The sequence below is a fragment of the Polaribacter pectinis genome (genome assembly GCF_014352875.1).
In the GTDB taxonomy this organism is placed as follows: domain Bacteria; phylum Bacteroidota; class Bacteroidia; order Flavobacteriales; family Flavobacteriaceae; genus Polaribacter; species Polaribacter pectinis.
Map to the genome: position 1 here is coordinate 3,051,686 of NZ_CP060695.1, position 24,863 is coordinate 3,076,548.

At 30.3% G+C, this 24,863-nt stretch carries 21 protein-coding genes; 8 read left to right on the forward strand and 13 right to left on the reverse strand.

What is annotated here, in order from left to right; genetic code table 11:
• Both H9W90_RS13695 and H9W90_RS13700 read right to left on the reverse strand, forming a co-directional pair.
• Entirely contained in the window at positions 1 to 2,373 is a 2,373-nt protein-coding gene (locus H9W90_RS13695; RefSeq protein ID WP_187482144.1) for a TonB-dependent receptor, read from the reverse strand.
• A 354-nt stretch (positions 2,374 to 2,727) separates the two neighbouring features.
• Positions 2,728 to 3,426: a zinc metallopeptidase gene (locus tag H9W90_RS13700; protein ID WP_187482145.1), complete on the reverse strand. Its 699-nt coding sequence runs from the start codon at positions 3,424 to 3,426 to the stop codon at positions 2,728 to 2,730.
• Positions 3,427 to 3,572: 146 nt separating this feature from the next.
• On the opposite strand from H9W90_RS13700, the gene H9W90_RS13705 reads away from it, so the two are divergent.
• The 6 genes from H9W90_RS13705 to H9W90_RS13730 all read left to right on the forward strand — a co-directional run bounded on the left by H9W90_RS13705 (position 3,573) and on the right by H9W90_RS13730 (position 7,947).
• Complete coding sequence (locus H9W90_RS13705; RefSeq protein ID WP_187482146.1) at positions 3,573 to 4,610, forward strand: asparaginase; 1,038 nt, start codon at positions 3,573 to 3,575, stop codon at positions 4,608 to 4,610.
• Positions 4,611 to 4,846: 236 nt separating this feature from the next.
• A complete protein-coding gene (locus H9W90_RS13710; protein WP_187482147.1) occupies positions 4,847 to 5,569 on the forward strand; it encodes a MotA/TolQ/ExbB proton channel family protein in 723 nt (240 codons plus the stop codon).
• 8 nt (positions 5,570 to 5,577) lie between these two features.
• The gene (locus H9W90_RS13715; RefSeq protein WP_187482148.1) at positions 5,578 to 6,039 is read left to right on the forward strand and encodes a hypothetical protein; all 462 of its coding nucleotides are present in this window, start codon (positions 5,578 to 5,580) and stop codon (positions 6,037 to 6,039) included.
• A gap of 4 nt (positions 6,040 to 6,043) precedes the next feature.
• Positions 6,044 to 6,664: an ExbD/TolR family protein gene (locus H9W90_RS13720; protein WP_187482149.1), complete on the forward strand. Its 621-nt coding sequence runs from the start codon at positions 6,044 to 6,046 to the stop codon at positions 6,662 to 6,664.
• 18 nt (positions 6,665 to 6,682) lie between these two features.
• The gene (locus H9W90_RS13725) at positions 6,683 to 7,150 is read left to right on the forward strand and encodes an ExbD/TolR family protein (RefSeq protein ID WP_187482150.1); all 468 of its coding nucleotides are present in this window, start codon (positions 6,683 to 6,685) and stop codon (positions 7,148 to 7,150) included.
• A gap of 119 nt (positions 7,151 to 7,269) precedes the next feature.
• Complete coding sequence (locus tag H9W90_RS13730; RefSeq protein WP_187482151.1) at positions 7,270 to 7,947, forward strand: porin family protein; 678 nt, start codon at positions 7,270 to 7,272, stop codon at positions 7,945 to 7,947.
• Here H9W90_RS13730 and H9W90_RS13735 read toward each other — a convergent pair.
• The 11 genes from H9W90_RS13735 to H9W90_RS13785 all read right to left on the reverse strand — a co-directional run bounded on the left by H9W90_RS13735 (position 7,942) and on the right by H9W90_RS13785 (position 21,134).
• Positions 7,942 to 8,541 carry a hypothetical protein gene (locus H9W90_RS13735; protein ID WP_254712499.1) on the reverse strand — a complete coding sequence of 200 codons (600 nt, stop codon included), beginning with the start codon at positions 8,539 to 8,541 and terminating at the stop codon, positions 7,942 to 7,944. The genes H9W90_RS13730 and H9W90_RS13735 overlap by 6 nt on opposite strands.
• Complete coding sequence (gene rpoN, locus H9W90_RS13740; RefSeq protein ID WP_187482152.1) at positions 8,541 to 10,001, reverse strand: RNA polymerase factor sigma-54; 1,461 nt, start codon at positions 9,999 to 10,001, stop codon at positions 8,541 to 8,543. The genes H9W90_RS13735 and rpoN overlap by 1 nt, the downstream gene beginning before the upstream one ends.
• Before the next feature lie 24 nt (positions 10,002 to 10,025).
• Positions 10,026 to 11,459 (reverse strand): asparagine--tRNA ligase, encoded by a 1,434-nt coding sequence (gene asnS, locus H9W90_RS13745; protein WP_187484000.1) that lies wholly within the window; start codon positions 11,457 to 11,459, stop codon positions 10,026 to 10,028.
• 106 nt (positions 11,460 to 11,565) lie between these two features.
• A complete protein-coding gene (locus H9W90_RS13750; protein ID WP_187482153.1) occupies positions 11,566 to 13,941 on the reverse strand; it encodes an efflux RND transporter permease subunit in 2,376 nt (791 codons plus the stop codon).
• A 99-nt stretch (positions 13,942 to 14,040) separates the two neighbouring features.
• A complete protein-coding gene (frr, locus tag H9W90_RS13755) occupies positions 14,041 to 14,595 on the reverse strand; it encodes a ribosome recycling factor (protein ID WP_187482154.1) in 555 nt (184 codons plus the stop codon).
• 26 nt (positions 14,596 to 14,621) lie between these two features.
• Positions 14,622 to 15,332 (reverse strand): UMP kinase, encoded by a 711-nt coding sequence (gene pyrH / locus H9W90_RS13760; RefSeq protein WP_187482155.1) that lies wholly within the window; start codon positions 15,330 to 15,332, stop codon positions 14,622 to 14,624.
• A gap of 114 nt (positions 15,333 to 15,446) precedes the next feature.
• Complete coding sequence (tsf, locus tag H9W90_RS13765) at positions 15,447 to 16,418, reverse strand: translation elongation factor Ts (RefSeq protein WP_187482156.1); 972 nt, start codon at positions 16,416 to 16,418, stop codon at positions 15,447 to 15,449.
• Positions 16,419 to 16,444: 26 nt separating this feature from the next.
• Entirely contained in the window at positions 16,445 to 17,203 is a 759-nt protein-coding gene (rpsB, locus tag H9W90_RS13770) for a 30S ribosomal protein S2 (RefSeq protein WP_187482157.1), read from the reverse strand.
• 116 nt (positions 17,204 to 17,319) lie between these two features.
• Positions 17,320 to 17,706 (reverse strand): 30S ribosomal protein S9, encoded by a 387-nt coding sequence (gene rpsI / locus H9W90_RS13775; protein WP_187482158.1) that lies wholly within the window; start codon positions 17,704 to 17,706, stop codon positions 17,320 to 17,322.
• Complete coding sequence (rplM, locus tag H9W90_RS13780; RefSeq protein WP_187482159.1) at positions 17,706 to 18,161, reverse strand: 50S ribosomal protein L13; 456 nt, start codon at positions 18,159 to 18,161, stop codon at positions 17,706 to 17,708. Before rplM ends, rpsI begins: the two co-directional genes overlap by 1 nt.
• A 654-nt stretch (positions 18,162 to 18,815) precedes the next feature.
• Positions 18,816 to 21,134, reverse strand: a complete 2,319-nt coding sequence (locus H9W90_RS13785) for an Ig-like domain-containing protein (protein ID WP_187482160.1) — start codon at positions 21,132 to 21,134, stop codon at positions 18,816 to 18,818.
• 191 nt (positions 21,135 to 21,325) lie between these two features.
• Here H9W90_RS13785 and H9W90_RS13790 point away from each other — a divergent pair, with 191 nt between their 5' ends.
• Both H9W90_RS13790 and H9W90_RS13795 read left to right on the forward strand, forming a co-directional pair.
• Positions 21,326 to 22,186 (forward strand): hypothetical protein, encoded by an 861-nt coding sequence (locus H9W90_RS13790; protein WP_187482161.1) that lies wholly within the window; start codon positions 21,326 to 21,328, stop codon positions 22,184 to 22,186.
• 54 nt (positions 22,187 to 22,240) lie between these two features.
• Positions 22,241 to 24,862 carry a DUF5916 domain-containing protein gene (locus tag H9W90_RS13795; RefSeq protein WP_187482162.1) on the forward strand — a complete coding sequence of 874 codons (2,622 nt, stop codon included), beginning with the start codon at positions 22,241 to 22,243 and terminating at the stop codon, positions 24,860 to 24,862.
• The last annotated feature ends 1 nt before the right edge of the window (position 24,863 follow it).

Sequence of the window (24,863 nt, forward strand, 5' to 3'; positions counted from 1 at the left end):
TTAATTACCGGCGTTAATTCTATTTTCTTCATCGTTATTAGAATTTCTCTTCGATTTTTTCTTTCCAAATTGAGAACCAAAACTGTACACTAATCTCAATTGAATATTTTGTCTGGAACCATTACTTTCTACTTGTGCAGTTCCATTTCCATAATCTATGTTACCAACAAAACCTCTATTTAACATTTTATTGAAGCCTAAATTTACTTTTAATTTATCATCTAAAAACTTCTTTCCGAAAGAAAAATCTAATTCTGCCAACCAATCTACTTCAATCTGACCTTCTAAAGCGCCTGTTCCGTAATTTCCACTCAACTCAAAATTAACATCCCAAGGTAATTGATAACTTGCTTGTATGAACCAAATTAAGTTCCATTTATTTAAATCTACACCATAAGTAGAAGATTGATAATCTGTATTTGTAACAATAATTCCTGTGTAACCTTCCAAACCTTTTGCAAAATTTACGGGTGCAAACAAGCGAAAGTTCCAATTTGCATTATTTTCTACATTTACATCTTGTTGTCTAATTTGTGCTGTTGCATTGTCTTGTTTTATTAATTGAAATAGTACATCATCAGTTTTACTATAACCAACTGTAAAAAAAGGCTGACCTTCATAAGTTAAATTAAATTGATAGTTATTTGTGTAAGCAGGAGTTAAATTTGGGTTTCCTTCACCAGCTGAAAACGGATCTAAAAACTGTTGAAAAGAATTTAAACTACTGTAAGATGGCCTTTGAATTCTGTAACTATAAGAAACACTTGCTCCTAAAACATCAGTAATTTTTCTACTTATTGATGCACTTGGAAAGATTTTTTTAATCGGTCTTTTTTGTACTTCAGTTGTTAATGTTCCATTTTTTAAAAAAGTGGATGTTCCATCTGTATTACTGTTTTCATAACGCAATCCACCAGAAAAAGACCATTTCCCATAGTTTGCATTCACTTTAGAATACAAGGCAAAAATGGTTTCGTCAATTACAAAACGACTACTTAACGAATCAATTTTCTTAAAACTACCATTTTCATCTTCAAAAGATTGTAAATCGTTGTCTGTTTTTACATCCGCAAAACGAGTTCCAGCACTTACTTTAAAATTGTCGGAAAACGTTTTTGTATAATCTGCTCTGTAAGTTTTAATGTTATATTTTCCATCTTGTATGTATTTTCTGTCTGTAAAAGCAACTGTACTTCCAGCGATATCATATAAAGTATTTGTGTTGTCGTTTGTGAAATCTACATAATTGAAATCGATAACCAATTTATCTGTATCCGTTTTATATTCGTAATATGGGTTTATGTTGAAGTTAGCACGATCTCTATCAAAATAATTTTCAGAAAATAATGTGTTTCTTTTATTTGCATCAGAAATAATAGTTTCACTACTAACAGTTCTTGTCGATTTTCTTGTGTTGTAACGACCTCCAATTCCTATTGAATGATTTTCACTTAAATAATAATCTAAACTACCACGAATTGTAAAATTATCTGGATCATAAGGTTCTCTTGTAACTTGGTCGTAAGTTTCAGAACCAACAGTTCTCACTAAAAATAAATCTTCTCTATAAGTTGGTTGTGAGTAATTTACACCTGCCTGCCAATTTAATTTGTTCTTATAACTCGCAATAGAAACACCTGAACCCCACTCGAAACCTTCATCTTCTCCAACCCAAGTATTTACACTTCCATGAGTTCCTAATTTTACATTTTTCTTTAAAATTATGTTGATAATCGCTCCAGAACCAGAAGCTTGGTATTCTGCACCAGGTTGTTCTACCAACTCAATTTTTGCAATATTATCCGCAGGAAAATCTCTTAATAAAGTATCAACATCCATATATTCTGTTGTTTTTCCGTTAATAAGAATCGTAATTCCGCCTTTTCCAGCAATTGAAATTCCGTTATTAGTAACCAAAACACCAGGAATTTTACGCATAACATCTTGCAAGTTAGAATTAATCATTTCCGATTTTTCTAAATCTACAATCAGTTTTTCTGCTGTTTGTCTTATTACCGGTCGTTTACTTTTTATAACAACTTCATTTAAAGTTTGGCTTTCTTCTTTTAAAGTTATGTTGAAGGTCTTGTTAGAATTCAACTCAAATACAGTAATTTTTTGAGTTTCGAAACCCAACATAGAAATTTCAATTTTATACTTTCCTGAAGCTATTTTATCAAAATTATAAGTTCCATTATCAGCTGAAACAGTTCCTTTCGGATTTGCTTCTTCGCCAATTTTAAACAAAACAATATTAGCAAAAGGTAAAGGTAGATTCTGTTCGTCAACAATTTTACCTGAAATAGAATGTTGAGCAATGGTTGCGAAAATTCCGAAGAATAAAATAAAAAGTGTAGTTGTTAAGGTTCTCATTTTGGTTGATTATTAAAAAATTCTTCTCAACTTTTTTAAGTTGAGATTTCTGATAAAATTGTCTTTCCCGTAAAAACGGGAATCTAAAAAAGAATTGCTTTTCTTTTTATTACACTGTAAAAGTGCCTATTTTGTTACAAGAAATAAATAGAAATCTGACGAATTGGGTGAATTTTCGGCTGAACTGTAATTCTATTTCTATAAAACAAAGACGCATAAAATTAGAAAAAGGTTTCCTACAACAAAAAAATGCTTCGAAAAAATCGAAGCATTTTAAATAAATTTATTTTTCTTTTTAAGAAAATCTACCCAATCCTTAAGAAGATGAGTGAGATACAAAAAAGGCATGTGGTATTAGTCTCTGTTTCCTAGAACTTGTAATCCCCAATACAAAAGCATTGCTAAAGAACCTAGAGCCGCAACTAAGTAAGTTCTTGCCGCCCATTTAAGTGCATCTTTAGAACCAGCGTATTCTTCTCTAGTAACCATGTTTTTATCTTGTAACCAAGCTAAAGCTCTGTTACTTGCATCATATTCTACAGGTAAAGTTACAAAGCTAAAAAGAGTTGCAAGTCCCATAAAAACCAAGCCAGCAATGGCAATGTAGAAACCAACTCCAGAAGCCCCAGAAGCTGCTCCTAAAACTAAACCTCCAATAACCATCCATTGAGAAAATTTAGAAGTAACACTAACAATTGGTACCAATTGAGAACGCATTGTTAAATAACTATAGGCTTTTGCATGTTGTACTGCATGCCCAACTTCGTGTGCTGCAACAGCTGCAGCAGCTGCATTTCTTTGGTTATAAACAGCTTCACTTAAATTTACAGTTTTATCTTTTGGATTGTAATGATCTGTTAATCTACCAGGAGTAGAAATAACTTTTACATCGAAAATTCCATTATCAGATAACATTTTAGTAGCGATTTCTGCGCCACTCATTCCATTTCTTAACTGAATTTGAGAATATTTTTTGAATTTACTCTTCAGTTGATTACTAACTAACCAGCTCACCAAAGAGATTGCACCAATTAAAATATAAAATCCCATCATAATTTATAAAGTTTTAAATTGTATATCATTTTTGTTTGATAAATTTACAACATAAAGTATTCCATTTTATTTTTTGAAGTAAGAAAGTTACTGTTTTTGCCTTAAAAAGTCAAAATTTAATAGAATATTTAGAATTCAATGACAAAATGACAAACAAACCCAACATACTTATCATATATACTGGTGGAACTATTGGTATGATTAAAGACTATAAAACGAATGCTTTAAAAGCTTTTGATTTTAGTCAGATTGTAGATAAAATACCAGAGTTACAGCAATTAGATTGTATTATTGAAAGCATTTCTTTTGAAGAAGTGATTGATTCTTCGAATATGAACACACAATATTATATAGATATTGTAGAAATTATTGAAGAAAACTATACAAAATTCGATGGTTTTGTAATTCTTACAGGATCAGATACCATGTCTTATATATCTTCTGCAGTCAGTTTTATGTTAGAAAATTTACAAAAACCTATCATTTTTACAGGATCTCAATTGCCAATTGGCGATTTAAGAACAGATGCAAAAGAAAACTTAATTACTTCCATAGAAATTGCATCCGCAAGAAAAAACAACGAACCTATAATTTCTGAAGTTTGTTTGTATTTTGAATACAAACTATACAGAGCCAATAGAACTACAAAAATTAGTGCAGAACAATTCGAGGCATTTACTTCGATGAATTATCCGCCTTTGGCAGAAAGTGGCGTTCATTTAAACTTTAACGAGCATTTAATTCAGAAACCAATAGAGAAAGCCGAAAAGTTAATTGTCAGAAAAAAATTAGTAACTGATGTTGTTATTTTGAAGTTGTTTCCAGGAATAACAAAAGCAGTTGTAGAAAGTATTTTGAATATCAAAAACTTAAAAGGAGTAGTTATAGAAACATATGGTTCTGGAAACGCACCGAATGAAAATTGGTTTTTAGATTTACTTAAAGAAGCAACTTTAAAAGGAATTAAAATTGTAAATGTTACACAATGTGCTGGAGGCAGTGTTATTTTAGGTCATTATGATACTAGTGTTTCTTTAAAAGAAATAGGTGTAATTAGTGGTGGAGATATCACCACTGAATCTGCTATTGCCAAGTTAATGTATTTATTAAGTGAAAATTTATCAAATGAAGCATTTAAAAGCTTTTTCGAAACCCCATTAAGAGGAGAAATTTCGAGCATTTAAAAGGTGATTTAAATAATAAATAATTGAGAAAAGAATAAAAAACAGTATTTTTACAATAAAATAGATAGAATTCTTTTTAAGAATCAACATTTTTTTTGTTACTTGGCACTCTCAAAAATAGATAATTAGCACTTGTTGTCTAAAAAAAGAAGTTAAAGTAACAAGTATTTTTGTTTATTTGAATTGAAAATTTATATCTTTAACCCGTTAACTATTAAAAATTAATTATAACAAAGATGAAAAAAGTAGTAAATGTCTTATCCGTTACAGGATTCATGTTTTTTGGAGCTATTCAATCAACTTTCGCACAAGAAGCAGCCGAAGAATCAAGAACTTTTCACCAAGAATTAAAACTTCGTTTTATTGAAGGTGACCCAGGATTTATGGGAATTGTATTAGTAGCCTTAATTTTAGGTTTAGCTATTGCAATTGAAAGAATTATTTATTTAAACATGGCAACAACTAACACTAAAAAGTTAGTAGCAAATGTAGATGATGCCTTAAGCTCTGGTGGAGTAGAAGCTGCAAAAGAAGTTTGTAGAAATTCTAAAGGACCAGTAGCATCTATCTTTTACCAAGGTTTAGATAGAGTAGATGAAGGAGTTGATGCAGCTGAAAAAGCAGTAGTTTCTTACGGTGGAGTTCAAATGGGACTTTTAGAGAAGAATGTATCTTGGTTATCTTTATTTATTGCATTAGCACCAATGCTTGGTTTCATGGGAACTGTAATTGGTATGATTGATGCTTTTGATAGAATCGCAGTAGCAAATGATATTTCTCCAGCGGTAGTTGCAGGTGGTATTAAAATTGCATTATTAACAACTGTATTTGGTTTAATTGTAGCAATTATATTACAAATTTTTTATAATTATATCGTTTCTAAAATTGATAGTATTGTAAACAACATGGAAGATTCTTCTATTCAATTAATCGATTTATTAGTAAAATATAAAAAATAATAACAATTATGAAAAGTAATAAAATATTAAATATTTTAATTGCGCTCATTGCTGTTGTTGGAGGTATTCTATTTATTAGAATATTCATGGAAGATGCCGAAATGTTACAAACAGACGGAGATCTTCAAAACAAAGTAATTAGTCCAATTATTTATTTTTCTACTTTCTTATTTTATGCTGCTGTTGGTATTGCAATAGTACTTTCTTTATGGAGCATGATAAGAAACCCAGAAAATTTAAAAAAGACATTATTAGGATTAGCTGTATTGGGTGTTGTATTAGTATTAGCATACTTCTTTGCAGACAGTGAAGCTGTTCTAGACACACAAGGAAAAGTTATTCCTGGAGGTGAAGCAGGTACTGCAACCAACAAATGGGTAGGTACTGGAATATGGTATAGTATTGCATTAGGCTTAGTAGCAAGTGCATTCTTTGTATTAGATTTAGTAAAAGGATTAATAAAATCATAAAAAAATGGCAAGAAGAGAGAATCCAGAAATTAATGCAGGTTCTATGGCAGATATTGCCTTCTTGTTATTGATCTTCTTTTTAGTAACAACTACCATGAATGTAGATTCAGGTGTTTCTAAAAAGCTATCTGAAAAACCGCCACCAGATTACGTACCACCAATTATTAAAGAAAAAAACATCTTTGAGGTAAATATTAACAGAAATAATGAGCTTTTAGTTGAAGGCGAAAGAATGGAAGTTAAAGATTTAAAAGATGCTGCAATTGCTTTTATAGATAATGGTGGAGGTGAAGGAAATGTTGAAGAAGGTGTAAAAACAGGACCTTGTACATATTGTAAAGGTGAAAGAAGCGAAAGTTCTTCAGATCACCCAAACAAAGCAATTATTTCTGTACAAAGTGATAGAGGTACTGAATATGGTACTTATTTAACTGTTCAGAATGAGCTTTTAAGAGCTTATTCAGAATTAAGAAATAGGTTAAGTATGGAAAAGTATAAAATACCTTTTTCTGAACTTGAAGAAGCTTACAAAGATGACAAGGAGAACGAAGCATTAAAGAAAAAAGTAGAAGATATCAAAAAAAGTTATCCTCAAATTATTTCTGATGCAGAACCAACAAATTAATTTTTAAAGTATAACAATATGTCTAAATTTAGAAAAAAGAAAAAAGGAATGCCAGCAGTAAACACTGCAGCTTTACCAGACATTGTTTTTATGTTGTTATTTTTCTTTATGGTAACTACTACCATGAGAGAAACTGATTTAAAAATTGATGCACCAAGATTACCTTCTGCTTCAGAAGTTAAAAAATTGGAGCACAAAAGCTTGGTAAGTACAATATACGTAGGTAAGGCTAAAGACCCTAAATACGGTACTAGTTATAATAGAATTCAGTTAAATGATAAAATCGGTACAGCAGATGATGTACCAGCTTTTATTATGAATGCAAGACTTAAAGTGTCTGAAGCTGAAGTACCTTTTATGACAACTTCAATTAAAGCAGATAAAGAATCTAATGTTGGTACTATTACAGATATTAGATTAAAATTAAGAGACGTAAACGCTCTAAAAATTAGTTATTCTGCTTCCAAAGGAGGTTCAAATAATTAATTTTACAATAGTATATATAAAGGGTAACTTAATAAGTTACCCTTTTTTTTGTGATTATTTTTAGCATAAATATTTCTTTGAAATGAAATATTGTATCTTTATACAACGTTTTTAATACTATGAATAAAGCCATTACAACACTTCTTTTATTATTTATTACAATTAGTGTATTCTCTCAAAGAGAATCTTTAAATCTTGGAGATAGGTATGCAGAAGATCAAATTTATGCTTCAGTTTCTTTTGCTCAATTTGATGATCAACCATCTATAATTTCTAAAAGTAGTTTTTCATACAGTATTTCTACTGGTTTTATAAAAGACTTTATTCTTAATAAACAAGGAAGTTTTTCTATTGCAGCAGGAGTTGGTTATGGTTTTGATCTTTTTAATCATAAATTAAAAGTTGAAGAAATAAATAACGCAACTTCATTTAGTAGTGATTTAACTATTAGTGGTAATATATTTAAATCGCATAATTTGGAGTTTCCCTTAGAAATAAGATGGAGAACATCTACAGCAAATAGATATGATTTTTGGCGAGTTTATGCTGGAATAAAATTTATGTACAACTTGTCTAATAAGTTTCAATTTGAAGATAGTAATAATACTTCATTCCAATATTCTAATGTTTCAGCATATAATAACCTTCAATACGGTTTAACCCTTTCAGCAGGTTATGATGAGTTCAATATTAATATCTTTTATGGTTTAACTCCAATTTTTAATGATGCAACTATTAACGGAGAAACTATAAATACTAAAATATTAAAATTCGGATTGATTTTTTATATCTTATAAAATATAATATAAGATAAAAGGAGATATAAAACCGAATAAAAAGCCAAGATAAACTTCCTTTGGCTTGTGTGCTTTTAAATGTAATCTGGCACTACCTAATAAACCAGAAAGGATAAATGCTATCACTATTACAATTAAAAAAGATTGTGAATAAATGATTCCTAAAACCATAAAAAAACCAATTGAGATACCTATAGAAAGTAAATGTATACTGGCTTTTATTTTAAATGCAAAGAATAAATAAATAAAAACTAAACCTAACGAAGTAGCATAAAATAATAGACCTAAATCTCTTAAATTTGGAATGCCTTGCAATGTGTTTCCTAACAAATAGAATAAAACAATCATTACAATTATTGGAATCTTTCTTTCTGAAATGCTCTCTGCTTTAAAAGATTTTATCAATTTAAGTTTCTTAAATAATATTAAAACAAAAAGGGGAATTAAATAAGTAGTTACAAAAATTAACCCAAGAATTGCTAGCTTTTGATTACTTCCAAAACTATTCTGAATCAATAAAAAATACAACATTACCCCAATTGTTGGAATTACTATTGGATGTAATATTACAGATATGAATTTGTGAAATTTCACTAAATTTCTTTACGTAAACGAGCTACTGGTAAATCTAATTGTTCTCTATATTTTGCAACAGTTCTTCTTGCAATTGGGTATCCTTTTTCTTTTAAAATAGCAGCTAACTTTTCGTCGGTAAGTGGTTTTTTCTTGTTCTCTTCTGCTATAACTGTTTCAAGTATCTTCTTTATCTCTTTTGTAGATACATCTTCTCCTTGGTCATTTTTCATAGACTCTGAAAAGAATTCCTTAATTAATTTTGTACCATAAGGTGTAGAAACAAATTTGCTGTTTGCTACTCTAGAAACCGTAGAAACATCCATGTTAATTTTATCTGCAATATCTTTTAAAATCATTGGTTTTAACTTACGCTCATCACCGGTTAAAAAATAATCGTATTGATAATGCATAATTGTATTCATGGTAACCAACAACGTTTGTTGACGCTGTCTAATTGCGTCTATAAACCATTTTGCAGAATCTAACTTTTGTTTGATAAAAAAAACAGCATCTTTTTGAGACTTTGTTTTTTTAGTAGATTCTTGATACCCTTTTAACATGTTATTATATTCTCTAGAAATATGCAGCTCTGGAGCATTTCTAGAGTTTAATGTTAAATCTAACTCACCATCAATAATTTTAATAGAAAAATCGGGTACAATTTGTTCTGCAATTTTATTATTACCAGCGTAAGAACTTCCTGGTTTAGGATTTAATCTAGAAATTTCTGTATTTACTTCTTTCAGTTCGTCTTCAGAAATAGAGAATTTTTCTTGTAACTTTTTGTAATGTTTTTTCACAAAATGATCAAAAGCATCTTCTAAAATCTCAATTGCTAAACTTCTAATTTTATTAGTTTCCTTTGCTTTTAATTGAATAACCAAACATTCTCTTAAATCTCTTGCGCCAACACCAATTGGGTCTAAAGTATGTACAACCTTTTTAAGAACAGAAATTACTTTTTCTTCTGTTGTAAATACATTTGCTGTAAAAGCCAAATCATCTACTAAATCTATAATTTCTCTTCTTATATAACCACTATCATCTATACTACCTACTAAAAACTCTGCAATAGAACGTTCTTCTTCGTCTAAACGAAAGGTGTTTAATTGATTTTTTAAAGATTGATGAAAAGTGGTTCCGGCTGCATAAGGCACATTTTTTTCTTCATCATCTGCAGAATAATTGTTTGCTTGCGTTTTATAATTCGGAATTTCATCATCACTTAAATATTCATCAATATTTATGTCTTCAGCTTCAATTTTTTCGTTTCCTGCATCATCATCAAATTCATTCGATAAATCGTCATCAATAGATTCGCTATCATCTTTACCAGTGTCTAAAGCTGGGTTTTCTTCTATTTCTTGTTTTAGACGTTCTTCAAAAGCTTGCGTAGGCAATTGAATTAACTTCATCAACTGAATTTGTTGTGGAGATAATTTTTGTAATAATTTGTAGTGTAAGCTTTGTTTTAGCATATTTTTAAAGATACAAAAATCTGATTAAAATTCTGCGTTTTGTGGTGTTCTTGGAAATGGAATTACGTCTCTAATATTTCCCATTCCTGTTGTAAATTGTACCAATCTTTCGAAACCTAAACCAAAACCAGAATGTACTGCAGTACCAAATTTACGTAAATCTAAATACCACCAAAGTTCTTTTTCGTCGATATTCATAGCCTTCATTTTCTCAACTAAAACATCATAACGCTCTTCACGTTGTGCTCCACCAACCATTTCTCCAATTCCAGGGAACAGAACATCCATTGCTCTTACTGTTTTTCCATCATCATTTAAACGCATGTAAAACGCTTTAATATTTGCTGGATAATCAAACAAAATAACCGGACATTTAAAATGTTTTTCAACTAAATAACGTTCATGTTCAGATTGTAAATCTACTCCCCATTCGTTTATTGGAAATTGAAATTTCTTCTTTTTGTTTGGTTTTGAATTTCTTAAAATATCAAAAGCTTCTGTATAAGAAACACGTTTAAAATTATTGTCTACTACAAACTTAAGCTTGTCTATCAAATTCATGTCAGAACGTTCTGCTTGTGGTTTGCTTTTTTCTTCTTGTGCCAAACGTTGGTCTAAAAAAGCTAAATCATCTTTACAATGTTCTAAAACATAGTTTAAAACCGATTTTATAAAGTCTTCAGATAAATCCATATTACCATCTAAATCCATAAAAGCAACTTCTGGCTCAATCATCCAAAATTCTGCTAAATGACGAGTTGTATTAGAGTTTTCTGCTCTAAAAGTAGGCCCAAAAGTGTAAACCTTACCTAAAGCCATTGCATATGTTTCTGCTTCTAATTGACCAGAAACTGTTAAACTAGTTTCTTTTCCGAAGAAATCTTTAGAATAATCTATCTCACCATCTTCTGTTACTGGTGCTTTGTTATCTTCAAAAGAAGTCACACGAAACATTTCGCCAGCTCCTTCTGCATCTGTACCTGTAACAATTGGTGTGTTTACATAGTTAAAACCGTTATCTTGAAAATATTTATGAACCGCAAAAGAGAGTTTAGAACGAACTCTCATTACCGCACTAAATGTGTTTGTTCTAACACGTAAATGTGCATTTTCTCTTAAAAACTCGAAGCTATGTTTTTTAGGTTGAATAGGATATTCATCTGCATTAGAATCACCCAATATTTCAATTTCTGAAACTTGAATTTCTACAGATTGCCCTTTTCCTTGGCTTTCTGCTAAAGTTCCTTTTATAGAAATTGCTGCACCAGTTGTAATTCTCTTTAAAGTCTCTTCTGAAGTGTTTTCAAAATCGATAACACATTGAATATTGTTAATTGTAGAACCATCATTTAACGCAATAAAACGATTGCTTCTAAAAGTTCTAACCCAACCTTTTAAGGCTATTTCCTGTAATACTGTACCTGATTTTAAAATTTCTGCTACGTTACTTTTCATCATCATTTTTAAATATGTTATATTCTAAAAAATATCTTTGTTAAAAGAGTAAAGATACTTTATTGTTCTAAATTAAACAATGAAAGGAATATCAATAAAAACATAAAATTTACTCTTCCGTTTTGTCTTCTTTAGGTGGAAATATTTTCATTGCAGGCTCTTTAAACACTTTTTTATTAGCAATTTTCTTCTCGAAAGTTAGTAATAAAGAAGGCAATAAAAGTAGGTTAGAAACCATTGCTAATAACAAGGTTACAGAAACCAAACCTCCCAAAGCAATTGTGCCTCCAAAACTAGAAAGTGTAAAAGTTAAGAAACCAAAAAAGAGCACAATAGAAGTATAAAACATACTTACACCTGTTTCCCTTAATGCTGCATAAACCGACGGTTTAATCTTCCATTTATTGGCAATTAATTCTTGCCTGTATTTAGCTAAAAAGTGAATTGTATCATCTACAGAAATACCAAATGCAATACTAAAAACTAAAATTGTTGACGGTTTTATAGGAATATCTAAAAAGCCCATTAAGCCAGCTGTAATTAATAACGGAAGCATATTAGGAATTAGAGAAATTAAGATCATTTGAGGGGATCTAAACATCCATGCCATAAATATTGCAATTAATAAAATGGCTAGAGATAAAGAAATTACTAGATTCTTAATTAAATAATTTGTTCCTTTTATAAAAACTAAAGCCTTACCAGTTAGTGATACTGAATATTTTTCAGCTTGAAATTCTTTTGCAATAACCGCTTTTAAACGCTCTTGAATAGCATCCATTTTATCTGTACCAATATCTTTCATAAACGTTGTAATTCTAGCATAACGTCCTGTAGAATCTACAAAGTTTTTAAGCATGCTAGCATCGTTATTAGAATTTTTTGTATACGCAAAAATGTAACTTTGTTCTTGATTTGTTGGTAATTGATAATATTTAGGATTTCCTTTATAATAAGCTTGTTTAGAATATTTTACAAGATTAACTACAGATAGCGGTTTAGATAATTCTGGAAAAGTTTCTATAGCTTCATTAATTTTGTCCATCTTTTTTAAAGTAGACAATTTCATTACACCTTTTTCTTTTTTAGTATCAATTAAAATTTCTAAAGGCATAATACCTCCAAATTCATTTTCGAAGAATTTTATGTCTTTATAAAAATCCATGCTTTTAGGCATATCTTCTATTAAACTTCCAGAAACTCTAATTTGATAGACGCCAATAATACCTAAAACAATAACAACAACTGTGGCAATATAAATTGTAATTCTTTGGTTTTTTACTGCTTTCTCCATCCAATCTACTACATTCTCAATCCATCTTCTTTCAAGATGATTTAAATGTTTTTTCTTTGGAAGTGGCATAAAACTGTAAATAATAGGAATTATTAACAAAGCCAAAATGAAGATACTAATTATGTTTACAGATGCTAAAATTCCGAATTCACGCAACAAGCTACTTTTTACAAAAACAAAGGTTGCAAAACCAGAAGCCGTTGTAATGTTGGTCATTAAAGTTGCGTTACCAATTTTAGAAATTACACGTTGCAATGCTTTTGCTTGATGGCCGTGTTTTTTTATTTCTTGTTGATATTTATTTATTAGAAAAACGGCATTAGGAACACCAATTACAATAATAAGAGGTGGAATTAAAGCTGATAAAACTGTAATTTCATATCTAAACAATCCAATAAAACCAAATGCCCAAATAACTCCAATTAACACTACTAAAAGTGTTATAAAAGTTGCTCTAAAAGATCGAAAGAAAAAGAAGAAAATTACAGCAGTAATTCCTAAAGCGCCACCAACAAAAAGAATTATTTCATCTTGTATGTTTTGTGCATTTAAAGTTCTAATATAAGGCATCCCAGAAACTCTAACGTCTAGGTTATTATCTCTTTCAAATTGTTCAATTGTTGGTACAAGAATGTTAAAAATAAAATCTCTACGTTTTGGCGTATTTATAATTTCCTTTTTAATATAAATGGCCGTTTGTAATGTACCAGTTTCTTTGTTATAAAGTAAATTGTCGTAAAAAGGAAGTTTCTCGAAAAGTTGTTTTTTAATCTCTAAAACCTCTTTAGAAGTTGTAGGTTCTTTTTCATAGAGTGGTTCTAAAACAAACTTTCTTTTTTTTCTATCTGCTTTTAGTTTTTGAACATCTGCAATAGAAATTGTAAAATCTATTTCTTCTAAACTATCAAATTTCTGTACTAAATTGTTCCAAGCATTAAACTTTTTTGGAGTAAATACGGTTGAGTCTTTAATACCTAGAATTACTAAATTTCCTTCTTCTCCAAAGATTTCAAGAAATTTATTATACTCAACATTAGCAACATGATCTTCTGGTAACAAGTTTGCTTCTGTATATGAAAATTTCATATACTTCATTTGAGAGGCTAATAAACCAGTGATGATGGCAATACATAATAAAACCAAGTAGCGGTTTCTTAAAATAATACCCGCAACTTTTGTCCAGAAATTCATTTAAAAAATTTTAAACAAAGGTACTTAAAATGTAGAAGTGTTTTAAATAAAAAAAAGAGTGTTTTTTAAAACACTCTTTTTTTTATAATTATCAGTTTTTTAAACTGTCATAATCTCTTTTTCTTTAACAGAAAGTGTATCGTCTATTTTCTTAACATACGCATCTGTTAATTTCTGAACATCATCTTCAGAAACTTTTTTCAAATCATCAGAAACATCTATTTTTTTAATTTCGTTATTGGCATCTTTACGTGCATTTCTTACACCAACTTTTGCATGTTCTGCTTCTGCTTTTGCTTGTTTTGCTAGGTTTATTCTTCGTTCTTCTGTTAATGGTGGTACATTTATCATAATAATATCACCATTATTCATTGGATTGAAACCTAAATTAGCTATTTGAATTGCCTTTTCAATTGCTTGTAACATACTTTTTTCCCAAGGCTGAATGCTAATAGTTCTAGCATCTGGAGTGTTAACATTTGCAACTTGACTTAAAGGAGTTTGAGCTCCATAATAATCTACCATTACATTAGATAACATAGATGGAGTGGCTTTACCAGCTCTAATAGTTCTTAACTCTTTAATTAAATGCTCTATAGCATTGTTCATTGCTTCTTTAGCAGAGTCTATAATAAATTCAATTTCTTCGTTCATCTTTAGTAAATTTTAAAAGATTCTAATTATTGATTATCAACAATAGTACCAATTTTTTCTCCTGAAACTAGTTTCAAAAGATTTCCATTTGTATTCATATCAAATACTATAATTGGTAATTTATTTTCTTCACTTAATGTAAAAGCAGTCATATCCATTACTTTAAGACCTTTTTTAATTACGTCTTTAAATGTAATAGTTTCAAATTTAATAGCATCTTTATCTTTTTCTGGATCTACATTATAAATACCATCTACACGAGTTCCTTTTAAAATTGCATTAGCATCAATTTCTATTGCACGTAAAACTGCAGCAGTATCTGTAGTAAAATAAGGATTACCAGTTCCTGCACCAAAAATTACAACTCTTCCTTTTTCTAAATGTCTAATTGCTTTTCTTTTAATATAAGGTTCAGCAACTTCTTTTATTTCTAATGCTGTTTGTAAGCGTGTATGAACACCTTCATCTTCTAAAGCACTTTGTAATGCAAGTCCATTAATACAAGTTGCTAACATACCCATGTGATCTCCTTGTACACGATCCATACCATTTGCAGCTCCAGCAACTCCTCTAAAAATATTTCCACCACCAATAACAATAGCAACTTCTATACCTTTTGCTACTACTTCTTTTATTTCTTTAGCATATTCTGATAAACGGTTTGGGTCAATTCCATATTGTCTATTGCCCATTAATGCCTCTCCACTTAATTTTAAAAGAATTCTTTTGTATTGCATAGTATGTTTTGATAAGTTTTGCAAAATTAAGTATTTTTTTTTGAGTTTCCTTTTTTTGGAAATAAAAAAACCTCGCAAAAGTGCGAGGTTTTTAATTTATAAGATATTAAGTGATTAACCTAAAGTAACTCTTTTAAAAGTACTTACAGCAACATCACCAAATGTAGCTACATATTGTGCAACATTTTTCTTTTCATCTTTAATAAAAGCTTGGTCTAAAAGACATTGCTCCATATCTAAAGTAGTATTGTCAGAAATGAATCTTTCCATTTTTCCAGGTAAAATTCTATCCCAGATTTTTTCTGGTTTTCCTTCAGCAGCTAATTGTGCTTTTGCATCTTCTTCAGCTTTAGCAATAACTTCTGGAGTTAATTGAGACATAGAAATAAATTGAGGAACATTTTTTAATGTTTTTCCTAATCTTCCTAACTCAATATTATCTTTTTCAATTACTGCAATTCTAGCTTCAGTTTCAGCAGCTACATAAGCAGGGTCAAAATCTTTGTAAGATAAAGTAGTTGCACCCATAGATGCTACTTGCATTGCTACATCTTTAGATAAAGTTTCAGCATTATCTACATTTGCAGATAAACCTACTAAAGCAGCAATTTTACCAATGTGAGTATAAGCACCAACATAAGCAGCTTCAACTTTTTCAAAAGCAGTAATGTCTAACTTTTCTCCAATTACACCAGTTTGTTCAACTAATTTATCTGCAACAGTCATTCCTCCAAAATCAGCAGCTAAAAATTCTTCTTTAGTGTTTGAGTTTAAAGCGATGTCTGCAAATTCACCAGCTAATGCAACGAATTTTTCGTTTTTACCAACAAAGTCAGTTTCACAAGCTAATACAATTGCAACACCTTCAGTTTTAGCATCGTTGATTCTTGTAACTGCAACACCTTCAGTAGATTCTCTGTCAGCTCTTTTTGCAGCAATTTTTTGACCTTTTTTACGTAAAATGTCAATTGCTTTATCAAAATCACCACCAGCTTCTACTAATGCCTTTTTACAGTCCATCATTCCAGCTCCTGTTGCTTCTCTTAATTTTTTAACATCTGCAGCACTTACTTTTACTGTTCCCATGTTACTTTATATTTTAAAAGTTATAATTATTTTGTTTCTTCTTTAGCTTCTTCCTTTTTAGGAGCTTCTTTAGCAACTTTTACTTTTTCTTTATCTGCTTTTCTGTCAGATAAACCTTCTGCAATTGCATCAGTAACAAAAGATAAAACTTTGTCAATAGACTTAGAAGCATCATCATTTGCTGGTATAACAAAATCTACTAATCTTGGATCAGAGTTTGTATCAACCATTGCAAAAATTGGGATATTAAGTTTTTGAGCTTCTGCTACTGCAATGTGCTCTTTTTTAATATCAACTACAAATAATGCACCTGGTAAACGAGTCATGTCAGAAATAGAACCTAAATTCTTTTCTAATTTTTCTCTTTGACGATTAATTTGTAATTTTTCTCTTTTAGATAGTGCATCAAAAGATCCATCAGTCTTCATTCTATCAATCTGAGCCATTTTTTTTACAGCTTTTCTAATAGTAACAAAGTTAGTTAACATTCCACCTGGCCATCTTTCTGTAATGAAAGGCATGTTTACTGCTTTTGCTTTATCAGCAACTATATCTTTTGCTTGTTTTTTTGTAGCTACAAATAAAATTTTACGTCCAGAGTTAGCAATCTTTTTTAAAGCTTCTGAAGTTTCTTCTATTTTAGCTGCAGTTTTATACAAATCAATGATGTGTACACCATTTCTTTCTGTATAAATATAAGGAGCCATATTTGGGTTCCACTTTCTTGTTAAGTGACCAAAGTGTACTCCACTTTCTAATAATTCTTGAATGTTTACGTTTGCCATTTTTAAATGTGTTTACTTTCTGTTTTTGAAATCAATGGTTAGGTAGTCTTTCGAGTCTTAACCATTTAGATACTAAACTGTTATTAATATTTGATAACAGTAGTCTAAACGAAATATTAACGCTTAGAGAACTGAAATTTCTTACGTGCTTTCTTCTGACCAAATTTCTTACGTTCAACCATTCTTGGGTCTCTCGTTAGTAATCCTTCTGGTTTTAAGATTGCTCTGTGCTCTTCGTTAATAGAAACTAATGCTCTAGTAATTGCTAAACGAATTGCTTCTGCTTGTCCTGTAACTCCACCACCGTAAACATTTACCTTAATATCATAAGAAGTTAAGTTTTCTGTTAACATTAATGGTTGTTGTACTTTATATTGTAAAGTTCCTGTTGTAAAGTAACTTTTATAGTCTTTTTTGTTTACTGTAATGTTACCCTTACCTTCAGAAAGATAAATACGAGCAACAGCAGTTTTTCTTCTACCTATTTTATGAACTGTATCCATTATTTTAAATCGTTAAGGTTAATAGCTTTAGGTTCTTGACCTGCTTGTTTGTGCTCTGTACCTGCATATACATACAAGTTTCTGTATAAAGAGCTACCTAATGTATTTTTTGGTAACATTCCTTTTACTGCTTTTTCGATTAATCTTGTAGGATCTTTCTCAAACATTTCTGTTGCAGTTAACGATCTTTGACCACCTGGGTAACCTGTGTGACGAATGTAAGATTTGTCTCTCCACTTGTTTCCAGTTAATACAATTTTTTCTGCGTTGATAATAACCACGTTATCTCCACAATCTACGTGAGGAGTATAGTTTGGTTTATATTTACCTCTAATTAGCTTTGCTACTTTAGAAGCTAGACGACCCAACGTTTGCCCGTCCGCATCAACTAAAACCCACTCCTTGTTTACGGTAGCGCTGTTTGCTGATACTGTTTTGTAACTTAATGTGTTCATAATTACACTATTAGTTTTTGTTTAATTAAAAAATTTGTTTTCCTTAAAAAAGGAGTGCAAATGTACCTCTTTTTATTTGATTGACAAATAGTGATTTAGTTATTTTTTTGAATTTTATGAAGTGTTAAATTGAGATTTTAATTATTAACATACCCTTAAGATAATAGAGAAGTGCTTTTGTGTTGATAAATCAACCAAACTTATGAAGATTAATTTGCCAATTTTATTGGTGTGTTTTTCTATTACAATAACTAATAATGCACAAGAACCAACAGAAGTAGTAACAAAAAAAATATACTACAAATAAACTAAAAAAAGTTCCTGTTATAAAAGGACATATTTCTGAGGAAGCTGGATTGTTGTAGAATGTTCATCAGATTTTATTGAGAAAGACCTAGATGAAGGAACAGCACCTTACTTATTTAACAAAGTTTAAAGTATTCAATGATTACATATTCATTAATTTTATTTTTTACTTGATATATCAATAAGCAATGTGCAGAGTTTCTAAGAAGGATTAATTTAACTTTAATCTTTAAACTTATTGTTCTTATGTAGTTAATCTGTAGAAAAGAAAATCCGCAATTTGAATTTCAGATTGCGGATTTTTTGAGGTTTAGTTGTGCCTAGGTGTGTTTATTAATAAATATAGTTTTATTTCTTAATAATGTTTTTAACCAAAGTTTGCTTTTTGTTATTTTGAAGCTTTACGACATATGTACCATTTGTTAAGAAACTTAAATCTACTTTATTATTAACTAGAATACTATTGTAAACTAATTTCCCATTTAAACTAAATACTTTAATTCTAGGTTTTTCAAAATTTGTAGAAGGTAAAGTAAAGTAAATCAAATCCTTAAATGGATTAGGGTATTGTTTTAATTTTTCTTGATTGAAAGATGTATTTGATAAGGTTACGTTATATTCTATATGCAAAACAGGGGCAAATCCACCGTCAATAGAACGTGCACGACGTTTTGCAATACCAGCGCCAACAGTTGCTCCATCTGCAATAATTTTTACAACCATTCTATTTCCTGTAGCCCAAGAACCTAAATTTACATTGGATTGGATTTGTGAACTAATATCTGAAGTTCTCTCAGCCGCAGTTGCATTACCTGCTGTCCAGGGTGCTGGACTCCAACTCACACCAGTATAATAAGTTCTTCCTGTGGTAACATTTCCAGAGGTCGTGTTCAAAAATTCAGCATTGGCACTATTCTCAACAGCAACAAGGTAGCTCGCTGCGGCAGACATTGTACTTTTTGCAGTAAACTGAATATAGGCTTTAGTTATTGTTGCTCCTGCAGGAATGTTAATATTAGAGAATTCGATGCCTATGGTTTGATCTCCTGGTGTATAAGCCCCGTCATAAACCAATTCTAAATCAGAGCTACTTGAGTTTACACTATTGTTTATTTGTTGTTCTACATCTTGTGATGCTGCAATATCTATTGTACTAGAAAAGCTTCCAACCAATAAGTTAATGTTTTCTGAATCTGTAGCACCCAAATCGTCTGTTGCAATTACTTCTACTAAAACAACTCCATCTGTAAAATTATGAGTTATACTATAGGGACTTGTTGTGTCTGTGCCAACAGAAGCTCCTGCAACTTTAAACTCTACTGATGCAATTGTTCCATCTGTATCAGAAGCATCAGCAGTAAGCGTAGTACTACCACTAGGTATTTGTTGATTGTTAGTATGAGAAGTTATTGCAACTGTTGGAGAATTATTGCCGCTATTAGTAATAGTAACAGTATCTCCATTAGCAGTACTCCATACATCAGTTCCAGATGGTAAAACCCCTGGAGCTTCTGAGTTTGAATTTTCTCCTACACTATTTACATTATCTATTTTAATGGTTTTAACTAAAATATTTGTAGTAGAAACAGTAATCCATTTAAACTGATTGAACGTGCCAGATTCCCTTGTCCAACTTTTGTTGTCGTTAGCAGCTCTTAGTGGCGCTCCCCAACATCCTTCACCAACAAATACAATTCCATTATTATTTTCTTCCACAAAACCTTCTTCACAATTTGCTCCAGAAGAACAAGGTTTAACAGGACGTGTTGTTTTAACAACATGAGAGTCAGATTCGTAAACTAATTTCACTTTATTATCATAAAAAAGTTGTGCCCAATTGTTATATTCATCATTTCCTTCTGATTTAGAAGATTGATGAGGACGCATAGGTTTATGATATTGGGCAGATTTCCATATTGAATTATCAGAGGCTAATTTTCCTTTAAGCCAATTTACTTGATTCCCTCCTGCAGCAATTTCAGAATTTAAAGTATAAATAGTGTATAAGTTTGTGCCAAAAGTAATATCATAATAGATTTCTTTTGATGGAGTATCAAATAAATCATAGATACTTTGGTTTGATTCTTCATGATTTCCTCTAGCAGGAATAATTGGAAACATTCTTCCATCGTTTGCAATAGTTAATTGCCAATCATCCATCCATTCAATCCATTCTGCACTAGAGTTTGCATTTGTCATGTCTCCTCCAAAAAAAACGGCAGTTGGTTTTAATTTGGCAACCATTTTATTGGCATTTTGACGAGGCACTCTATTATTTCTAGAATCTCCACCTGCAATAAAAGACATTGTGTCATTACTACTAGGTGCAGTTTTAAACCAATAACGAGCACTTGTTCCTTGAGAATCTTTAATTACAAAAAAATATGCTGTATTAGGTGTTAAGCCTGTTAATTTAGCAAAGCTGTTATTCATACCTTTAAAAGAAATACTTCTGTCTACAGATTTATTAAAGTTGTAGTTTTGATAAGATGTTCCGTGGTCTGTTGTATCATAATAAACTAATGGATTTGTTCCTGATTTTTGGTCCCATGCAATAGTAATTGTTGTTGCGGGGTTATCTGTGATAATTAATCTATACCTATCTGAATTTGAAAAAACACTGAAGCTTAAGGTGAAAAATATTAAAAAAAGTATTCTTATTTCCATAATTTAAAAATTGTTAATCTATTTATATGCAATATATTAAAATTTAATTTATAAATTTATAAATTTATAAATTTATTCGTCAATTAATGTTGACATATTCATTTGTTTAACCTTTTGATAAATATATCTATTTGCAACTTTAGGTTTTTGTGTAATTTTTTTTTTGTTATAAATTAAATAGTTAAATTTTTATGAAAAGAAGTCAGATTGTTTGGATGTTAAAACTGAGTGCCTTTTTTGTTTTTGCAGGAAGAGCTTATGAGCATTTATTTTGGGATGCTCCTTATCGATCTCTATTATGGGACCAAAACTTGTTGCAAAAATTTGTCGAGGGTGTTTTTAATGTATCCTGGAAAGAATATGTAACCAGTATGAAAGCAGACAATATTATTCAAAATATCATTAAAATAAATGGTGTTTTTTATGCAATATGTGCTGCACTATGTTTAATTGTTAAACAAGAATCCAAACGGTTTTCAAAACAAATAATTGCTGTGGGAGGATTTTTGTTGCTCTTTTTATCAATACTACTGTCTAAAAGTAAGTTTTATCACTTAGCAATGTTTTTAGAGCATTCAATTCAGTTTGGAGCACCACTTTTATTGGTTTATTTATTTAAAATAAATGGAAATTTGTTGAAATTAATAACACCTTTAAAAATAATAACTGCACTTACTTTTGTTAGCCATGGTTTGTATGCATTAGGTAAGCTCTACCCACTGCCCGGAAACTTTGTCACTATGACACTTAATATTTTACCTATAACAGAAAACCTAGCAAAAGAGTTTTTATTTATAGCTGGCGTATTAGATTTTGTTGCGGTAGTTTTTATTTTTATTCCAAGGTTGCAAAAGATAGGTTTAATTTATGCTGCAATATGGGGGCTGATTACTGCATTTGCGAGAATAACGAGTGGGTTAACTTATGATGTTTCTTTTTCTATATTTCATCAATATTTATATACTACAATTTATAGAATACCTCATGGATTAAGTCCTTTAATTACTTTATTTATAATAAATCTAAAAGAAAAAAAACAAGAAAATTATTGACATATCCTTAAGAAAATAGAGAAGTACTTTTGTGTTATTAAATCAACCAAATTTATGAAGCTTAATTTGCCAATTTTATTGGTGTGTTTTTCTATTACAATTAGTAATTACGAACAAGAATCAACAGAAGTAGTACCAAAAAGAATTTACACAACAAAAAAACTAAAAAAAGTTCCTGTTATATATGGTGATGTTTCTGATGATGCTTGGGATGCTGTTGAATGGTCTTCTGATTTTACTCAGAAAGATCCTACAGAAGGTGTAGCACCAACTCATCAAACAAAATTTAAAGTAATGTATGATGATAAATTTTTATATGTTGCTATAGTAGCTTTTGATGACAGTCCAGATTTAATTCAAAGAAGACTAACAAGAAGAGATGGTTTTGCAGGAGATAGAGTTAATGTGATTATTGATAGTTATCATGATAAAAGAACAGCATTTGTTTTTACCACTACAGCTGCTGGTGTAAAAGGTGAAGAAATTGCTACTCAAAATGGAGATAATTGGGATGATAGTTGGAATCCTATTTGGTATACTAATGCAAAGTTATTAGATAATGGATGGTCTACAGAAATGAAAATACCCTTTAGTCAATTACGTTTTGGTAAAGCCAAAGAGCAAATTTGGGGTTTTAACGTTAATAGAACAATTTTTAGGTTTCAAGAACGCTCTCTTTGGCAAAGAATTCCTAATGATCAATCAGGGTTTATAAGTGAAGCAGGAGAATTACATGGATTAATAGATCTAGTACCTCAAAAGCAATTAGAAATTCAACCATTTACTGTTATACAATATGATAATTATCCTTCAGAAGCAGGAAATCCATACAGAGATGGAAGTGATTTTAAAATTAATGGAGGCTTAGATGCAAAAATTGGGATTACAAATGACTTGACTTTAGATTTAACCATCAATCCTGATTTTGGACAAGTTGAAGCAGATCCAGGAGCTATTGCTTTAGACGGGTTTCAAATATTTTTTAGAGAACAACGACCGTTTTTTGTAGAGAATAAAAATATTTTTGATTTCGAATTTGCTAACGGAAGAGATAATTTATTTTACAGTAGAAGAATAGGTAGAAATCCACACAGAGATGCCAATTTAACTGCTGGCGAATTTGCTGATGTTCCTCAAAATTCTACCATTTTAGGAGCAGCAAAATTTTCAGGAAAAACACAAAATGGTTGGTCTATAGGTGTTTTAGAGAGTGTGACTGCTAATGAATATGCAGAAATAAAGCAAACAGATGGTACTACTAGAGAAGAAATTGTAGAACCACTGACCAACTATTTTGTAGCTAGAGCTCAAAAAGATTTTAATGATAGAAATACTTATATAGGTGGAATTTTTACTGCCACAAACAGAAACTTAGGAGGGGATTTTAATGAATTACACAAAGCTGCTTATACAGGAGGAATTGATTTCAGACATAACTGGAAAGACAGAAATTATTTCCTTGAAGGTAATGTAATTGCAAGTAAAGTATTAGGTAGTAAAGAAGCAATAACTGCAACGCAACAAACTTTGAGGCATAACTTTGATAGAGTAGATGCAACCCATGTAAATGTTGATGTAAATAAAACCTCTTTAACTGGTACTGGAGGGAGAATTGAAGCAGGTAAAGCTGGTGGAGGAAACTGGCGTTATAATGGCGGGTTTGTTTGGCGTTCTCCAGAATTAGAATTGAATGATGTTGGTTTTTTACGACAGACTGATGAAATGATTCAGTTTTCAGGCATTAGATATTTATGGCAAGAACCGAAAGGAATTTATAGAGATATAAGAGCAAATTTTAATCAGTTTGCAACTTATGATTTTGATGGTAATTTTAATAGAATTCAATATGAATTAAGTGGAAATGTAAATTGGAAAAATAATTGGTGGACAGAAGTTGAATTAGGGCATAAACCAAGAATTTTTTCGAACTCTTTTTTACAAGGTGGACCTAGATGGAGGTTTTCTGCAGAAAACTATTTTGTTTTATTTTTTGGATCGGATAGAAGTAAAAAAATGAGTTTTACTTTAGGTTATGTTGGTTCTGCTGCAAAACAAAATAATTTTTCATTTCAAAGACATGTATTTAGAATGAATTATCAGCCTTTTGATGCATTAAGTGTTTCTTTAAGTACAGAGTTTGAGAAAAATCCAAGTAAAACCCAATATGTAAATCAGGTAGATTATGATACTAAGACAAGATATATTTTAGGAGAAATAGATAATCAATCTTGGTCAACTACATTAAGGGTAAATTATAGTATTAATCCTAATATGTCTATTCAATTTTATGGACAACCTTTTATAGCAAGAGGAAGATATTCTAATTTTAATTATGTAAATAATGCTGTTTCTAAAGATTTATACTCAAGAGTTTCTTGGTATAACAACAATCAAATTTTAGAAAATAATGGGAATTATAATGTAGATGAAAATATTGACGGTGTTACAGACTATACTTTTGGTAAACCCGATTTTTCTTATGTGCAATTTAGAACTAATTTAGTTGCTAGGTGGGAGTATATTCCCGGTTCTGAGTTGTTTTTTGTTTGGGCAAGAGGAGGAGCAGGAAGTGGAGATCCTAATAATTCTTTAACGAGAAGTTTTAGAAACCAAATTTTAGACAAACCATTAGAAAATACATTTTTAATTAAAGCTACTTATAGGTTTGTTAGGTAAT

Excerpts from the sequence above, each read along its gene's own strand:
- H9W90_RS13695 (WP_187482144.1), bottom strand. The coding sequence starts at position 2,373 with ATGAGAACCTTAACAACTACACTTTTTATTTTATTCTTCGGAATTTTC.
- H9W90_RS13700 (WP_187482145.1), bottom strand. The coding sequence starts at position 3,426 with ATGATGGGATTTTATATTTTAATTGGTGCAATCTCTTTGGTGAGCTGG.
- H9W90_RS13705 (WP_187482146.1), top strand. The coding sequence starts at position 3,573 with ATGACAAACAAACCCAACATACTTATCATATATACTGGTGGAACTATT.
- H9W90_RS13710 (WP_187482147.1), top strand. The coding sequence starts at position 4,847 with ATGAAAAAAGTAGTAAATGTCTTATCCGTTACAGGATTCATGTTTTTT.
- H9W90_RS13715 (WP_187482148.1), top strand. The coding sequence starts at position 5,578 with ATGAAAAGTAATAAAATATTAAATATTTTAATTGCGCTCATTGCTGTT.
- H9W90_RS13720 (WP_187482149.1), top strand. The coding sequence starts at position 6,044 with ATGGCAAGAAGAGAGAATCCAGAAATTAATGCAGGTTCTATGGCAGAT.
- H9W90_RS13725 (WP_187482150.1), top strand. The coding sequence starts at position 6,683 with ATGTCTAAATTTAGAAAAAAGAAAAAAGGAATGCCAGCAGTAAACACT.
- H9W90_RS13730 (WP_187482151.1), top strand. The coding sequence starts at position 7,270 with ATGAATAAAGCCATTACAACACTTCTTTTATTATTTATTACAATTAGT.
- rpoN (WP_187482152.1), bottom strand. The coding sequence starts at position 10,001 with ATGCTAAAACAAAGCTTACACTACAAATTATTACAAAAATTATCTCCA.
- asnS (WP_187484000.1), bottom strand. The coding sequence starts at position 11,459 with ATGATGAAAAGTAACGTAGCAGAAATTTTAAAATCAGGTACAGTATTA.
- H9W90_RS13750 (WP_187482153.1), bottom strand. The coding sequence starts at position 13,941 with ATGAATTTCTGGACAAAAGTTGCGGGTATTATTTTAAGAAACCGCTAC.
- frr (WP_187482154.1), bottom strand. The coding sequence starts at position 14,595 with ATGAACGAAGAAATTGAATTTATTATAGACTCTGCTAAAGAAGCAATG.
- pyrH (WP_187482155.1), bottom strand. The coding sequence starts at position 15,332 with ATGCAATACAAAAGAATTCTTTTAAAATTAAGTGGAGAGGCATTAATG.
- tsf (WP_187482156.1), bottom strand. The coding sequence starts at position 16,418 with ATGGGAACAGTAAAAGTAAGTGCTGCAGATGTTAAAAAATTAAGAGAA.
- rpsB (WP_187482157.1), bottom strand. The coding sequence starts at position 17,203 with ATGGCAAACGTAAACATTCAAGAATTATTAGAAAGTGGAGTACACTTT.
- rpsI (WP_187482158.1), bottom strand. The coding sequence starts at position 17,706 with ATGGATACAGTTCATAAAATAGGTAGAAGAAAAACTGCTGTTGCTCGT.
- rplM (WP_187482159.1), bottom strand. The coding sequence starts at position 18,161 with ATGAACACATTAAGTTACAAAACAGTATCAGCAAACAGCGCTACCGTA.
- H9W90_RS13785 (WP_187482160.1), bottom strand. The coding sequence starts at position 21,134 with ATGGAAATAAGAATACTTTTTTTAATATTTTTCACCTTAAGCTTCAGT.
- H9W90_RS13790 (WP_187482161.1), top strand. The coding sequence starts at position 21,326 with ATGAAAAGAAGTCAGATTGTTTGGATGTTAAAACTGAGTGCCTTTTTT.
- H9W90_RS13795 (WP_187482162.1), top strand. The coding sequence starts at position 22,241 with ATGAAGCTTAATTTGCCAATTTTATTGGTGTGTTTTTCTATTACAATT.